This is a genomic window from Legionella nagasakiensis (assembly GCF_900639915.1).
In the GTDB taxonomy this organism is placed as follows: Bacteria; Pseudomonadota; Gammaproteobacteria; order Legionellales; family Legionellaceae; genus Legionella_A; species Legionella_A nagasakiensis.
Map to the genome: position 1 here is coordinate 56,764 of NZ_CAAAID010000011.1, position 15,310 is coordinate 72,073.

The window sequence follows — 15,310 nt, forward strand, 5'->3', positions numbered from 1 at the left end:
AAGCCACGATTTGAACTCAACATTTATAACCACCTGCCAGATCCTGATACAGCATGACCATAGACATCGCCAATTGCAGCTTGGCCTGATTGGTTGACAGCGCCAGATTGTCAAGATATACCTTGCTTTCCAATAATACTTTATAAGATATTAAACCGGCTTTTAATAGCCCTTCTTGTAATTCGTATTTATGTCGATAATCCTTCTCCGCTGCTAAGTTCTCGTTATATAGCTCGTTAAAACGCTTATTGGCGGAAAAATCATTATCCACCTCTTTTAAAATTCGACGTACTGTTTTGACGTAGTTCGCCACTTCGGCATGATAAGTCCCTTTACGGGCGGCAACTTTGCCAAACACGGCAGGATTAATAATTCCCTGGAAATAAGCATCCGTTGCTTGTTCAAACGTGCTGTTTGGCAAATGAGCTTCTCCTATAAAATCATCCAGCTGTAACGTTGGGAAAAAATCACTATACGCTGACCAAATGCCTGCATAAGAGCGTCTAACCGCATACTCAGCCATTTTTAAATCGGGTCGATTATTTAAAACAGCCGCCGGTAAACTGCCCGGCTTGATGCGACTGAAATCCAGACGGGCAAAATTATTTTTACTTTTGATTTTCCCCGGATTATCATTGATTAAATAACGCAACGCGTTTTCACTCATGACAATATTATGTTCAACCGGTTTCATTTGCGCTGCTATCAAGCGTTCATCCACCAGTAAAGGAGCTAAATCAATTTCATTTTGTAAACCAATTTGAATGTCTTTACGGCTAAGAGCAATGAGTTCTTTTATATCAGAATCCAATTGCTTTAATAAGCGCAATTGCTCTTGTTGCGCCATCAACGTCAAATAGGCAGAAGCCACCTGCCCAATAAGCGCCAGGCGGGCACCGTCCATCGCCGCATGGTAATAATTGACATTCCATTTGGCCTGTTTCTGTAGCGTTATCTGCTTGGCAATATTGAGTGTATAATAAGGCCATACGCCATAAAACCCTCCCGGCACACCTAACGCCGGGTTTGTGGAATAACCACCGAAAAGCTGTAACATTGGGATCCAGCTGAGTTTTATCTGGCGTAATTCCCCTTGAGCCTGCTGCAGGTTGCCCAAAGCGATATGAATGTCCATATTGTTTTGCAAACCGCATTCCATCAAACGATTCAGTTCCGCATCATTAAACTGTTGCCACCAGCTCACATAAGGTAAATGATTCACCTTTGTCGCACTATTAGACATTGAAGAAGGAAAGCGTTTAGGCACCGGAACCGATGGAACAGAACGTTCATGGTACAGACTACAACCTTGAAGGCTGACCACGATTATGAATACAAAAAGTATTGGTTTGATCATGAATGTTTATATTTTTATTTTTATGAGTTTAATTCATAATCACCCAAAATGAAAAATCTATTTTATATGCTAACTTAATGATAAATCATTATTTAAGACTCTGCATTTTAATCGTTTTAACGTTTCCAACCTGGGCAGCCCAAACTCGCTATGGCTTCTGGTCTCTTATGTCAGTCTATGGCACACTTAACGCTTATTCCTATGACATTGCCCCCCAAGTGCGCTTTAATGAACACGGGGCACCACTCGATCAATTCTTAACCAGCGTCAGCGCAGGTCATCCTCTTGCTTCACAATGGACAGCATGGGTTGGTGCAACCTACTTATTAAATGATCTGGATACCGTGAATAATATTCAGGAGATTCGCCTCTGGGAACAATTAAATTGGCAATATTTTAAAAATCCTGGAGCCCTAAGAATTAATTCCCGGCTAGAACAGCGAAAAGCATACCATTATCCAGAAATCGCCAACCGACTGCGTGAACGAATGATAATCAATATTCCTCTTGCGCATCAGTTGCATATAGTAAGCTATGATGAACTCTTTATTAATTTTAATCAGGTGTCTTGGGTCACAACAAAAACACTGGATCAGAACCGGTCATATCTTGGCCTTGAACATAAAACCTCTAAATTATTACAATTTGGAATAGGCTATCTCTATCAATATGTATTCTCTTCTCCGGCACAATCAAATAACATCTTACAGGCATCTATTTTTTTGAATCTAGATCATTTTTATTAACCACTGCTCTTGGTCTTGACTATGCAAACGAATCTCTATCTTCAATTTGAACAACAGGCAAAGCAGACGCCAAATTCTCCTTGTTTGAGTAATGGTGACGTCCAACTCACCTATCAGGGAGCCCTCACCAAAATCATGGTCATTTCACAGCACTTGCATGCCAATGGCGTACAAGCAGGCCAAGTCGTTGCACTTTACTGCGAGAAAAACATTGAAGCCATCTTGTGCTTTCTTGCCATTGCCCGTATTGGAGCCACCACGCTCACATTGGATACAGCCTTTCCTCCAAACATGATTGCTTTCATACTCACTGATGCCAACGTTCGCTGGATAATCAGCAGTCAATCATTTCCTTTTGACAGTAAATTACCCCTACTTACACTATCGCAACTTACTTCATCACCCGAGCAAACTCATCCAAGTCAAGCGGATTTCCTAGCAAAAAAATTACCGCCAGCCACATCCATTGCTTGGATTGTTTATTCTTCCGGAACAACTGGAAATCCAAAGGGAATCGCAATTTCCCATCAAGCCATATTATCGTCTATTTTTAGCCGCTATACATTCAGCGACTATCAACAAAACGATAAAGTAGCATGCTCCATTTATTTTTTTTGGGAAGTCTTCCGGCCTTTATTTCGTGGTGCTTGTGCCTATGTCGTGCCGGACGCTTTATTGCTGAATGTGAGACAATATATTCTTTTTATTGGGCAACAAGCCATCACCGAAACTTTATGGACACCTTCTTTTGCGCAAATGTTATTTCAGTGTTTATCAGAAGATGAATTAGTTCAACTGTCATCCCTTAAACGGGTATGGCTAAATGGTGAAGTGGTCTGTCGACAATTAGCAGAAGACGCATTAAATAAACTCGCTCATGTACATTTTTTCAATCTTTACAGTATTTCTGAAACCTTTGATGTCTCTGCTATGCCACTTGCCAAACAAAAAATATCCCAGGATGGTTTTGCAAGTATTGGGTATGCGCTTCCAGGTGTCAAAACCTGGGTTTTGGATAACAATCAGCAGGTTTGCTCATCCAATCAAGTGGGAGAACTTTATATCAGCAGTCCTTTCTTAGCCGAAGGCTACCTCAATCGTGATGATCTGCAACAGCAATCATTCCTCACCTTGGATAATCTGGGAGATGGACAGCGATTATTCAAAACCAAAGACACGGCTTACCAAAATGAAGCGGGTGAGATTTTTCTATTAGGCCGTAATGATCACATCATTAAATTACGAGGCTATAACGTTTCTCTGCTTGCTATTGAAGATGTTATTAAAAGGGCATTGCCTGTTCATCAATGCGTCGTTACGGTGGAAGGCAACAACCCCATTAATCAAATCATAGTCGCAGCAATACAAGCTCAAGATGCGATAAAATTTATTGATATTTACGCATTGGAGGTTGCTTCTGGATTGTCCAGTAAGTTGCAGACAATATTGAGTGATTTTTTACCACATTATGCCATTCCCACAAAATTTTTCCTGGTAGACACCATTCAATGGAACCGTTATTCCGCGAAACTGGATAGAAAAAATATATTACCAGTGACTTCTGGAAAGAAAAATGCGGAACCAATAAAAGCAGGATTAACCATGCCTGTTACACACTTAAATGAAATCCCTAATTCTAATGCCGCATTGCTAAAGCAGCTTTGGCATGAAATTTTACTTATACCCGTCATTCTGATCCATGAGGAGAGCGATTTCTTTGCTTTTGGCGCAAATTCTTTGCAAGCAATTCAATACGTACAACGCCTTAATCAACAATTTGGTTTAAACGTTGAACCAGCAACCGTATATCAACAATCAAGCTTCGCAGCACAATTGCACTGGCTTGCAGGCAATACCGTCCAGCAGGAAACGCTCGCCGAGACGATTCTAGAAGATATTCAAGTAACATTCAAACAGCCAGCAAAGCCTTGTCAATACCATGATTTATCGCTTGCCCAACAGGTGCTCATTACCGGCACTACTGGTTTTTTGGGAGCGCATTGGCTGGCTTCATGCTTATCAAACACCAATTGCACATACTATTGTCTGGTGAGAGCAGATAACAAACAAACTGGCTTGGAACGTCTTAAGCAAGCATTTAAGCAATATCATTTAGATGATTCATTGCTTAATAAGCGCGTTGTTGTGCTTAACGGTTCATTAACTCAACCAAAGTTAGGATTACCCGATAAGGATTGGATGTTTCTAACAGAACATATGGATTTAATTTTGCATGCTGCGGCCACGGTCAATCTACTTTATCCTTATACCACCTTAAAAGCATCGATGATAGATGGCACCAAAACGCTGTTGAGCCTTGCAACGACGCATCGATTAAAACCTTTCGTCCTGATTTCTTCGGACGCAGTCTTCGCCAAGCAGCAAACCTACGACAGCCATAATTTTCTTTCAAAAGAATCCATTCATGACTTAACTTACGGCTATGCACAAGCAAAATGGGCACAGGAACAATTAGTTAAAAAAGCAGCACTTGATTGCCAATTACCTTATCTTGTTGTCCGTTTGGGAAATCTTTCATCATCCTTGACTTCTGGTGTCGGCAATAAAAATGATGCCAACTGCATGCTGATGCGTTTCATTAAGAAACTAAAAATCATTCCTAGTCAATTGTCACTTGAATTGACTCCCGTTGATAAAATTGCAAACTATTTAACCAAACGATGCCTCACGAAGATAACGAATCATGTTTGCTCACTCACTGACTTCAACGTCGTAGATGCAAGAAACATACGCTCACTATTAGCGGAATATTCTTTACACATGATAAGTCCCGCACAATGGCTCGAAGCATTGCAACTCCATGACCCCACTCTATATACTTTATGGCAACTCGATAATTTATTTTCCGCTAAATATTATACGTTTGTACCAACACCTGAAAGAAAAGAACTCACGCAATGGTTTACACTCACGCAAGATGAATTGCAATGTGCTTTGTATCTTCTGGATGGCAGCATCCCAACCCCATCAACTACCTATGAGGAAAGTCTATGAGTGAGTGGCAAAATAAAAACATTCTCATCACTGGTGCAAGCAGTGGGATAGGACTTGCATTGGTAAAAAAAGCGCTCGCCGAACAAGCTTGTGTGAGTGCTTTTAGTCGTTCACCATGTCATGAATTACAAGCATTGAATACTGATTCCCTTTTATTAACACGAGGTGATGTAAGCAATAGAGAAGATGTCGCACGATGCATTCAATCGACGCTAATGCAGTTTAAAACCATTGACGTTGTTATCAATAATGCAGGGGCCATGTATTACATGGACATCACTCAACCTGATTACCAACAGATGAAAACCATGATTGAAACCAACTGTTTTGGTTTTATCAATCTCGTACAAGAAGCTCTGCCAGCCCTCTTGCAAACCTCGCAAGGGCATTGGATCAATATCACTTCGGATGCGGGAAAACGCCCATTCCCCGGGTTGGCTGTTTACTCCGGAACGAAAGCCTTTGTGGAATTTAGCGCAAGCGCCATGCGCCAAGAGCTCATCAAACACAACATCAAAATCACAAACATTCAGCCTGGAAATGTACAAACGTCGTTGCATACCAAATCAACTCAAACTAAAGCCATTGCTCAGTATGGCACCACGAACGCCGGCCAATATTTATCAACGAATGACATTGTAAATGCAGTCAGCTATGCTCTCTCCACACCTTTTCAGGTAGCAGTGAATGAAATTCTGATTGAACCATTTGCTGAAAGCATTTAGGGCATTAAGAATCGTTGTGAAGCCCCAATCAAAACTTACCCATACACAGAATTATCCACAAGTTTTGTGGATAACAAACTTTAAGTTTAAACGAAAGAAAATCGCTAAAAACATTATACAGACTTGCAAAATATAAAAAACTCGATGAGTATTAAGACTCGCTGAAATAACAGGACTAACCGTTATCCACAGATATGGAAACCAATAGAATACTAAGCTAATCGTCGTAACAAATATAAATAAAAAAAACAGTCTTGACTTGAATTTTTTTTATATTTTGAAAGATGATCAGGACTTATATATTGTTAAAACAGGTGAACATTATTTCATGATGATTGAAATGGATGGGTATTCCGTCGAACTGATAAGAAAACGGATTAAAAATATTAATCTTCGCATTAACACGAAAGGGCAAGTAAAAGTCAGTGTACCAATGCGGTGTTCTGACGCAGAAGTTTATCATTTTCTTCAAGACAGGCATGAATGGATTGACCGCCACCGCAAACGACTGAATGCTTCTCAAACTCATAAAATACCTCAATTAACATCAGGTGAACAACTTTTCTTTCTAGGTAAGGCCTATGAGTTACAGATTTATCCTGATTCAAACAAAAAAAGCGTTGTTCAGGACGAACAATTTATTCATTGCCATATCAAATCTGGCGCAACCATCATCGATAAACGCCTTTTGTTAAAAACCTGGTATAGACAACAAATGAAATCCACACTTCCAGCGCTTATCAAAAAATGGGAGCCCTTAATCGGCGTACAAATCAATGACTGGGGAATTAAAACCATGAGAACACGCTGGGGCTCTTGTAACATACGTGTAAAAAGGATTTGGTTAAATTCAACTTTAATTCAAAAACCACTGGAATGCCTTGAGTACGTGCTTGTCCATGAAATGGTTCATTTGCTGGAGGCAAGCCACAACAAGCGATTTTACCAACTGATGAGCACCTTCATGCCAGAATGGTTAACTCATAAAAAGCAGTTGGCAGCAAGTCCGGCCTTTTTTATATAAATCCCACCTGCTGCCACCAATCTTTTTAATGTATTAATCACAATAAATCAATCAATTACTTATAAGTTACCATTTAAAAGCTAAGATATTATTGGTTTTCATATAGACATCATGATAAAATATGGCACAATTTTTTTCACATAGCTTGTAGCTTTATGTTGAAATACAAGAATAATTACTTTGTCTTGAAAAACCCGCCACCCTCTTTATGGCAATCGCTGCTTCGCATCATTAAAATTCCTATATCCCTTCCGAGCTGGATTGTCTCTTTTTTGTTGGCCCGGGCAATGACAAACATCATCTTAAGCCCTACCTATGCGAAAACACAAAAACCTATCCACCTTGTGCATTTTTCGGATGATCCAACAGAAAAAGGTACGGTAGTTGTTAATCTACTTCCAAAATCCCCTTATAAAACTCTGCGTGATTACTTATTGAAATTTAGCAGCGTGTTTCATCTTCCCTTTCTGGCCAAACTTAAAAAAAGACAACTTAGTTTAAAAAATGCCAAGGATAAAGCACATATTGACCATATCATCACTGAAATTGATTTGCTGCTTGCCGGGCAATCCATGGTAGACAAATGCAAACTCAAGACATTCAATTGGGGAGACATCCACTTAAAAGGCCTGGAATACCTTGGCGACGACCTGAGGAACTATTTATTTAAAAAACTCCGAACCAAATATGGCTCTGAGGTGGATACTTCGCCTGCAGCAAACATGGACTTTTTTACTCTGGAAACACCAGATGACGCCGTACTTGACTCTGTTGCTTTATCAGCAGAATCCGAACAAGACAAGCCCATGGCTGAGCGAAAATTCGTTATTGTTTGCCTTGCCAATGGCCAAAGCTATATCGATTGGCTTAAAGATTTTAACTTCTCGGCAAAAGAAATCGGCTGCACGGTCATCGGCTTTAATTATCGCGGGATTGATTACAGTCAGGGAATGATATGGACGCAAAATAATATGATCGATGATGCCATAGCTCAGGTTAAGCGCTTGCTGGCACTCGGTGCAAAAGCAGAAAATATTGGCTTGGAAGGCATGTGTGTTGGAGGAGCTGTTGCCACTATTGCTGCCGCAAAGCTGCATGAAGAAGAGCTTAAAGTGAAGCTCTATAATGAGCGCTCCTTTCGCTCCGTTCCACGCTTTCTTGCAGGCACCGTCTTACCCAATGCAAAGAGTAATCCCTGGAACCCCATTACCTGGGGACGATATTTAATAGTAGGCTTTGTATACGTCGTACTCACCCCAATTATTTGGCTTGCCGGATGGCGTTTGGATGCCGCAAGTGCCTGGGACAAAATTCCTTTGGCAGATAAAGATTATTCCGTCATCCGTAACACCATGGACGTGGATCCGAAAGCCCCAAAAGACGACGGGATCATCGAAGACAGCTGGGCATCCATAGCCTCCCTGATGGATGAAAAACGAGCAGGTATCATTGAAAAAAAACGGCAGAAGCAACCGCTCACGGAAGAAGAAGAGCAGTTACTGTCCGATCAACCTGAAACGCACCAGTTTAAGGTAAACCCTCGGGTCGAACTTAAAAATAAAACCCCTCATGTCATTGCTCGCCGACACCTGATTCAAACCGATGGACCATTACATATGCACCAACATATGGTTGCAAGTTTTAAAAGTAAATTTTTTCGAACACCTACAAATCTAAATCCTGAAACAATCATAGGAACTGATTATGCCTTACCGTTATAAGCCCCATTCGCATGTAAAAATTTGGTTGAGTAACAACCCAAACGTTTTCATGAATTTTGAGAATCAAACCCGGCTCATTGAAATGCGCGAAAAAAACCCGCGGGATGTCATTCACTTAGTCTACGATTCAAGCTTATTAAATGCTCAAGCACTGACTGAATTGGATGAATTTTGTAGAGAAAACAACATCACTCCTGTAGATGCCAATGCCGAATCATTCAAAGAGCAACTTCAAACAGCCAATGAACTTAAGTTATATGAGTTTTATAAAGATGAGATTTCCCATTTAAAAGAAGGCGGCAATTTAGGCGTTGCCAGTGATATTCTACGATGGTTACCGTCTTGCTATCGGCTAGGCACATATACGGATTTAGACGTGCCTCTGGATACCGTAAAGCTTCCAGACACCATTCCTATTGATGCGCCTTTATTATTAAATATTGGTACTTTAAGACTTGGAAAAAAAGAAACGCTGATTACTCTTAACGAATACATTGCCGTCGTTGATGAGGAAGCAGCCAGGCCTTATATAGAACAAGTGCATGCAGGACTGGTAAAAAAATTAACAAGATACCATTCTGATTATATTGAGAAAACTGAGGAATCTTTTAATAAAGACGGCTTTCTCAGCAAAGTATTGCTAGGCTATATGAAAAATCGCGCGGAATCAGCCTACATTCAAAAATCAACCGAAATATTTCCACATGAACCCGGAATTTCTTCACGAAAGCTCCGAGCTTATATTAATGAAGTAATGACCAATAAAGAGAACTATTTAGATTTTCATAAAACTTCCCCCGAAGAGCCCCATGAATCAGTCATCAAACGCTTAAGAGGAGATCTTAGAAGTCAACTTGGTATCATCAAATGGTTATTTTTTAGGAAAGAATATAACGAAATAAAGAAAGTACTGTCACAAAATGATGACCAATTTACCGCTTCTTTAATGAAAAAAGAACGCTCGCTTTATTTAAAATCGATCGTCATTTGTACGACCGGTCCCATCGAAGTGGCAAACAGCCTATATGACGGCTATATCCTAAGCTCAGAGGAAGTCAATAGCATAGTTCGCCCCTTAACATTTAGCCATTATGGCCTCCATCACGCCTTTCTATCCAGAAATGTTATTCCTTTGCATGAAAACATCTTTGGGATGCTGAGATATCTTGGGGCTGATGTCGGTGAATTAAATGATTCTTCCTGGCTGGAAGAAGGCATGAACTTACAGAAAAGTCGGCAAGAAAAGCTTCTAGATCACCGAAAGAATTTAGCTGAACAACTACCTTCTTCTTTAGCAGTGATAAAGCAAGACATTGAAGCACACATCAAACAACTTCAGCAAGATTCACAAGGTTTTTTTAGTTTTTTCAGACGCGCTAGAAGAGAAGCAAAAATCAGAGCACTTCAACACGTATTGACCTGTTTTCTTCCAGAGGAAAAAACCTTTGATATTGCGCAATTTAAACGAGTTTTAGCAGATCTGCAACCCGTGAAAGAACAAGTATTTGCTGGCTTTTTCTTTCGTCGTACCCAAAAACTCATCGAACGCCTAGAGCAACTTTGCCACGATGCTGTGGTATATCGTCTGGCAAAAGATAAAAAAATAACAACGGCGGTTGTTGAGACACCAGCATCACTTAATTCTAAAGTACAAGCGCGTTTGCTTAAAGAGCAACGACCAAAACCCCATGCGCAGGAAATCACCAATGAAATAAGTCGCAGACGCCCTGCACCCAGTAAACATGCCGAATATAGGCCTTCATTCACTAGCACCAAGCGATTACGCTTCCTTACCCCATCCCCCCCATTATCTGACAAACCATCCGTTGAACCGCATCAACCTCAACCGCCCAGATCCCATCGTATTAATTAATACGTGATAAACTCCAGAATCATGAGGTAAGGATACCTCCCCTTCGAATCCATGTTTACCTCCCGAACAAAAAGTATCCTCTACGGCAAAATATGGGTTCTAAGGAGGACCGACACTTGTCGCACCATGAGTAACGGTTTCATCCATTCTTCCTGCCAAAGACAACGCACCGCTGCCTCCGCGGGCGAGAAAACCAAAGCGACTGACAGAGCCTGAAACATAACTTAAATCGGATACAGGTACAGGAGGAGCAGGTTGCAAGCCATAACGTGCCAAAACAGCCATTTGCTCAGGCGGCAACTCAAGATGGCCTGCTTTAAATTCTTTCAACCTTTGCTTTACCCTATCTGGGTATGTGGGGTCTTCTGCTAATTGACTGACAACAAAATCACGAATGCTTTCAGGCAAAACAAAAGAAACACCGACGGCTTCTACGGGTATTTCCATTGCCCATAAACAAGCACCGATGAGAATATCACGGAAATGGCTGCCATCCGTGCTGGCACTCACATCAATATAAAGTTGCCGGACAAAGGGATCACGAACTTCATTAGCGGCAAGCCAACGGAGTTCACCGTCAGCCGTAGCCTGAGTACGTAAATTCCCCTCAGCATTAGAGCGTTTTTCATTTTGCAATTCTCTGCGAGCCACCAAGTGCTGGCTCAGTATGCCAGATTCTTCCTCTGCGAGCCGAGTGTGTCCTCGGACAATGAAAACATCCGTAGCGTGATGGACAAGAGCGGTTAGTTGTTCCTCGGTTAGTATCTGATCAGGCTCATCAGAATCATATTTTAACAACGCGCTCCATCTCGCATGATGCTCTGTTGCCGCAATAACAATACCAACCTGGGTTTGTTCAAGAGCTCGAGCCTTGAGTACATCGACATCAAGTTCATCACGTAGCGTCCGAGCTGCATCAAGTTGTGCTTGCAGCTCTTCTATTTCAGCACGAAGAGCCGCATAAGATTCGGCCGTTTGGATCAAAGAATCTCGCTCCTGCTCAAGGGCCGTCAATCGTTCGGCCAACTCCTCCAATTGTGTATCAATTTCCTCAAGACGCTCTTCACCCTCTTCTGCCCCAGCTCGCTCTATATCCAGTTGCTCACGTTGAGCAATTAATGCATGACACTGCTCATGCAAAACGCTAATTTGCTGGGGTAACTCGGCTGCATCATCAGGATATTCACCGAGGCTTTCTTCTTTTTCCTCAAGTGTTTCCTCCCAGTTAGGGATTTGACGTACTTCTGCAGGAAGCGCTTGCCAGACACATTTTTCCAAAAAACGGTCAATACTATCCAGCCACCGCTCATGAAAATACAAGACTACTTGCTTATCATAATCCGTAGCTGCTGCCATAAATTGCACCATCGGAAAACGGGCACGCCAAGCCTCCAAAATGTTGTCCAGTACCCGGGTAACTTCTGATTCTTCGGCCGGCAGTGCGGTCATAATATATCCAATACCCGTTGGTCCACTACCATCAATGGTGGCAATTAAGGCGCGATAATCCTCATCGGTCGCCTGCATACCTTCCAAAGTTTCCGCATCTAATAAACGCCATTGCCCTCCATTGTTTCTGCAAAAACGCGGATTAGCCGCAATCGATAAAAGAACAGGGTCAAATAGGCTGTTACCAATGGTAAACAAACGTTCCTTTTCAGCAATGGAAAAAGATAACGAATTAATAATCCTTGCTTCTTCGCATATCCATTGGTAAATAGAAAAGGTTTGTGGTGCATCATAGGGACGCCATTCCTGAACGATCAGATCGTGACATACATGGCTGACTAACGCAGCCATATCATTCGCCGGCATTTCGAGTAAAAATTTCATCCAGGCTGGCGGAGATGCTGTAGTTTTATTTAAGAAAAACTCCAATCGAGCAAAAATCAGCTTGGTTAATTCAGCTTCAAACCATGTCTTGTGTCCTGCCTCAAGAATGACTTCCATTCGTAAACGTATCAGCATCATTTGTTCTTCGTCGGGAGAATCTGCACTGGACAAGATTTGTAACTCCCGTTGAAGTCTTCTATATCTGCTCATTGCTTTCTTATGCTCACCTGCATAGTTTGCAACGCGAGCCATCATGTTTTGAAGAAATGTGACAAATTGTATATGGGAATCTTGTTTTGGTGCCTCACGCTGCCAACGATTGGCAAATTGACAGACAATGCGCTTGACCATTTCCCTAGTGATTTGTGCTTCATCAACACCATCATCAGCGGATACAAGCCAAGTTCGCCTCTTAAGACATTCCTGAACAGCAGTTTCTATTGCAGCAAGAGTAGGCATATCCAATCCTCCTCAATCATCTTTGCCGTACTATTTATTCACATTTTTCAGGTTGATACTTTTATGTAATCTTTATCCATTAAGTGATTTATATATATTCCACCATGCTTATTAATTGTCAATATTAAATAGAAATTTATCGACTTAAAGGTGCCCTTCGGTAAGGAAAAAAGAAAGTTGCTTATCGAAATAACATCGTCTCAGACAATAGTGACGTCATTTTTCATGCCGTTTTGCAACAGACTCTCCCAGACAAAGTCCGCTAAACACAATAAATAAATAACCAACTGCAGAGTAAAGTAACAGTGAATCCGATAAATTACCCACCATAAAAGCGGAGAATAAACCAAGCATGACCGGTTTCATCTCTTGCAAACGAAAAGCGGCGAATAGGAGAGTTGCAAAAAAGTAAAACAAAGCAGCAATGCCCAATAGACCAAATTCGGCGGCCATCAACCAATATTGGCTATGAGGATCGAGTAAATTTTTATTCGACCAGGATGGAACAGGATCATCTTGCTTAAAGCCATGAGAAAAACCACCTGTGCCTTGGCCAATGAAAGGACTAGATAAAAATAATGATTCCGCATATTGGTGAAATCGCAAACGATAACCTACTGAAGAATCTTTATTTCCTTGCTGATATTGGCGCAAATCCTCCAGGATACTATGAGCTCCTTGTTGCATAACGTTGCTTTGGTTGACAAACATCGCAAATAAAACGCAAAACCCTATTACACCACCAACCAAATATTTGACCGGTAAATAGTGCATCAATAAGCCAAGCATCAAGACAAAATAAATCACATAGCTCATGCGCCCGGTATTAACAAATAATACATCGTAACTAAACAGTAAAGTCAGCAACAAAAACAAAACGCGCCTGCGTCCTTGCCCGCGCCCCACTAACCAGCCAGCCAAATAAGCAGCAAACGCCATCATGAACCCAGTTACAATATGATTATGAAACACATGGCCAGGATCGTCAGAATGAAAATTTAAATAGCCTTTACCTTTAAGCACCGATAAAACACAGGTAAGCAACATTGCCGCTAAGTATGCGTATATGCCCATCATACGAATTCTTCGATTGCAAAAACCAACGGCAAAAATGGGTAAATAAAGTAATTTGCTGTATTTTTCCATCAACACAAAACGTGTGTGATAATCAGCAGCACTCCAGAGACAGGCAGCTAATGCAACGAGAAATAATAGGATGACCGCCTTACACCAAGATTGAGAAAAAACGAAAGCAAAATCTCGTGTATGGGTAGAAGTCACCAAAACACCAAGCACAGATAACACTAAAAAAATACTTTTGAAGGTAGGGCTCAGTGGAATAGCAAAAAGCATGGCCACTAAAAAAAATGACATCCAGCCCTTCTCCTGCCATCTACTTACAGAAAGTGCTAACATGACCGACTCCATTTGCGTTGCCACACACGATTGACGTCTTTCGATGAATTTTATCGCTTTCGCAATTTGTTGAAAATTTTGTCACTTGATGATAACCAGCTTTTTTGAAAAAATAAAGCCAAACACCAACCTGCACCGCACGATTTGGCGTAAAACATGATAAACTGGGTTATGTTACCAAAAATCAGGAATTTTGGATAAATCTAAAGTGATTCATTCTCATTTAAAGCTCATGGTACGTTTACCCAACTGGGTGGGTGATGTGATCATGGCTTTCCCCGCTTTGCAAGCGATGAAACAAGGCGGTATCGAATTACAATTATTGGGCAAACCGTGGATAAATGATTTATTTGCAGCCACAGACATGCCTCTCATTGCCTTGGAAAAAAAATTTTGGCAAACCACAAAAAAAATCGCGAAGACAGCCGATTTTGACAAACTCCTTCTATTAACAAACAGTTTTTCCAGTGCTCTGATGGGGCGTTTGGCTGGTAAAGCACAGATAGGTTATAAAACCGATGGTCGTCGATGGTTATTAACAGCGGGTCTTGTCAAACCCCACATGCAGCATGAGGTAGAATATTTCTGGAATCTTACGCGATTTGCGAGTGAATGTTGGTTTCCGCAAATGTCCTGGCCAGAACAAATTCCAAGTAAAATTATTTTACCACGTAGTCAAGCCTCCCAAACCGCTGCTGAACAAGCGTTACAGCGTACTAACATCACCAAGCCATTTTGGGTGTTATGTCCTTTTGCCCATGGTACGGGCAAAGAGGGCAAATCGAAAATATGGCCACACTGGCACGAATTGGCCCAACATTTAGGAAAGCGTCCACTGGTGGTTTGTCCTGGAAAAAACGAAGAGCCCTTATGTGCTCATTTACCTTCTGAAATTACTGTTTTATCAGGATTAAATTTAAGTGAATACGCGGGGATTCTTGCCCTTGCTGAACAAGTGCTGGCCAACGACAGCGGACCAATGCATCTCGCTGCTGCGGTAGGCGCTAAGACATTAGGCATTTTTGGGGTCAGCGACCCACAGCGTGTACGTCCATGGGGTGCTGAGTTTATTGGCAGCGATGCGGGTTGGCCCAGTTTAACACAAGTCTTAGACTATTTGGCACAGTAATTAGACACATCT

At 41.4% G+C, this 15,310-nt stretch carries 10 protein-coding genes; 7 read left to right on the forward strand and 3 right to left on the reverse strand.

Annotated features, from left to right (window positions below):
- Positions 1-16: 16 nt before the first annotated feature.
- A complete protein-coding gene (locus tag E1O52_RS09670; protein WP_133128504.1) occupies positions 17-1,357 on the reverse strand; it encodes a TolC family protein in 1,341 nt (446 codons plus the stop codon).
- 77 nt (positions 1,358-1,434) lie between these two features.
- Between E1O52_RS09670 and E1O52_RS09675 the strand changes: the two genes are divergently transcribed.
- The 6 genes from E1O52_RS09675 to E1O52_RS09700 all read left to right on the forward strand — a co-directional run bounded on the left by E1O52_RS09675 (position 1,435) and on the right by E1O52_RS09700 (position 10,461).
- Complete coding sequence (locus E1O52_RS09675) at positions 1,435-2,103, forward strand: DUF2490 domain-containing protein (RefSeq protein ID WP_133128505.1); 669 nt, start codon at positions 1,435-1,437, stop codon at positions 2,101-2,103.
- Positions 2,104-2,124: 21 nt separating this feature from the next.
- A complete protein-coding gene (locus tag E1O52_RS09680; RefSeq protein ID WP_133128506.1) occupies positions 2,125-5,118 on the forward strand; it encodes a non-ribosomal peptide synthetase in 2,994 nt (997 codons plus the stop codon).
- Positions 5,115-5,843 (forward strand): SDR family oxidoreductase, encoded by a 729-nt coding sequence (locus E1O52_RS09685; protein WP_133128507.1) that lies wholly within the window; start codon positions 5,115-5,117, stop codon positions 5,841-5,843. The genes E1O52_RS09680 and E1O52_RS09685 overlap by 4 nt, the downstream gene beginning before the upstream one ends.
- 328 nt (positions 5,844-6,171) lie before the next feature.
- Entirely contained in the window at positions 6,172-6,867 is a 696-nt protein-coding gene (locus tag E1O52_RS09690) for a M48 family metallopeptidase (protein WP_133128508.1), read from the forward strand.
- Positions 6,868-7,154: 287 nt separating this feature from the next.
- Positions 7,155-8,588, forward strand: coding sequence for an alpha/beta hydrolase family protein (locus E1O52_RS09695; RefSeq protein WP_133128509.1), 1,434 nt, complete (start codon positions 7,155-7,157; stop codon positions 8,586-8,588).
- Entirely contained in the window at positions 8,572-10,461 is a 1,890-nt protein-coding gene (locus tag E1O52_RS09700; protein WP_133128510.1) for a glycosyltransferase family 88 protein, read from the forward strand. Before E1O52_RS09695 ends, E1O52_RS09700 begins: the two co-directional genes overlap by 17 nt.
- A 99-nt stretch (positions 10,462-10,560) precedes the next feature.
- On the opposite strand, the gene E1O52_RS09705 is transcribed toward E1O52_RS09700, so the two are convergent.
- Positions 10,561-12,753, reverse strand: coding sequence for a hypothetical protein (locus E1O52_RS09705; protein WP_133128511.1), 2,193 nt, complete (start codon positions 12,751-12,753; stop codon positions 10,561-10,563).
- Between the two features lie 216 nt (positions 12,754-12,969).
- A complete protein-coding gene (locus E1O52_RS09710; RefSeq protein ID WP_165474772.1) occupies positions 12,970-14,169 on the reverse strand; it encodes an O-antigen ligase family protein in 1,200 nt (399 codons plus the stop codon).
- Between the two features lie 193 nt (positions 14,170-14,362).
- On the opposite strand from E1O52_RS09710, the gene E1O52_RS09715 reads away from it, so the two are divergent.
- A complete protein-coding gene (locus E1O52_RS09715) occupies positions 14,363-15,298 on the forward strand; it encodes a glycosyltransferase family 9 protein (RefSeq protein ID WP_133128513.1) in 936 nt (311 codons plus the stop codon).
- Positions 15,299-15,310 lie beyond the last annotated feature (12 nt).

What these genes read in the sequence shown, in the direction of transcription:
- E1O52_RS09675 (WP_133128505.1), top strand. Translation starts at nt 1,435, where the DNA reads ATGATAAATCATTATTTAAGACTCTGCATTTTAATCGTTTTAACGTTT.
- E1O52_RS09705 (WP_133128511.1), bottom strand. Translation starts at nt 12,753, where the DNA reads ATGCCTACTCTTGCTGCAATAGAAACTGCTGTTCAGGAATGTCTTAAG.
- E1O52_RS09690 (WP_133128508.1), top strand. Translation starts at nt 6,172, where the DNA reads ATGATGATTGAAATGGATGGGTATTCCGTCGAACTGATAAGAAAACGG.
- E1O52_RS09710 (WP_165474772.1), bottom strand. Translation starts at nt 14,169, where the DNA reads ATGTTAGCACTTTCTGTAAGTAGATGGCAGGAGAAGGGCTGGATGTCA.
- E1O52_RS09695 (WP_133128509.1), top strand. Translation starts at nt 7,155, where the DNA reads ATGACAAACATCATCTTAAGCCCTACCTATGCGAAAACACAAAAACCT.
- E1O52_RS09700 (WP_133128510.1), top strand. Translation starts at nt 8,572, where the DNA reads ATGCCTTACCGTTATAAGCCCCATTCGCATGTAAAAATTTGGTTGAGT.
- E1O52_RS09685 (WP_133128507.1), top strand. Translation starts at nt 5,115, where the DNA reads ATGAGTGAGTGGCAAAATAAAAACATTCTCATCACTGGTGCAAGCAGT.
- E1O52_RS09670 (WP_133128504.1), bottom strand. Translation starts at nt 1,357, where the DNA reads ATGATCAAACCAATACTTTTTGTATTCATAATCGTGGTCAGCCTTCAA.
- E1O52_RS09680 (WP_133128506.1), top strand. Translation starts at nt 2,125, where the DNA reads ATGCAAACGAATCTCTATCTTCAATTTGAACAACAGGCAAAGCAGACG.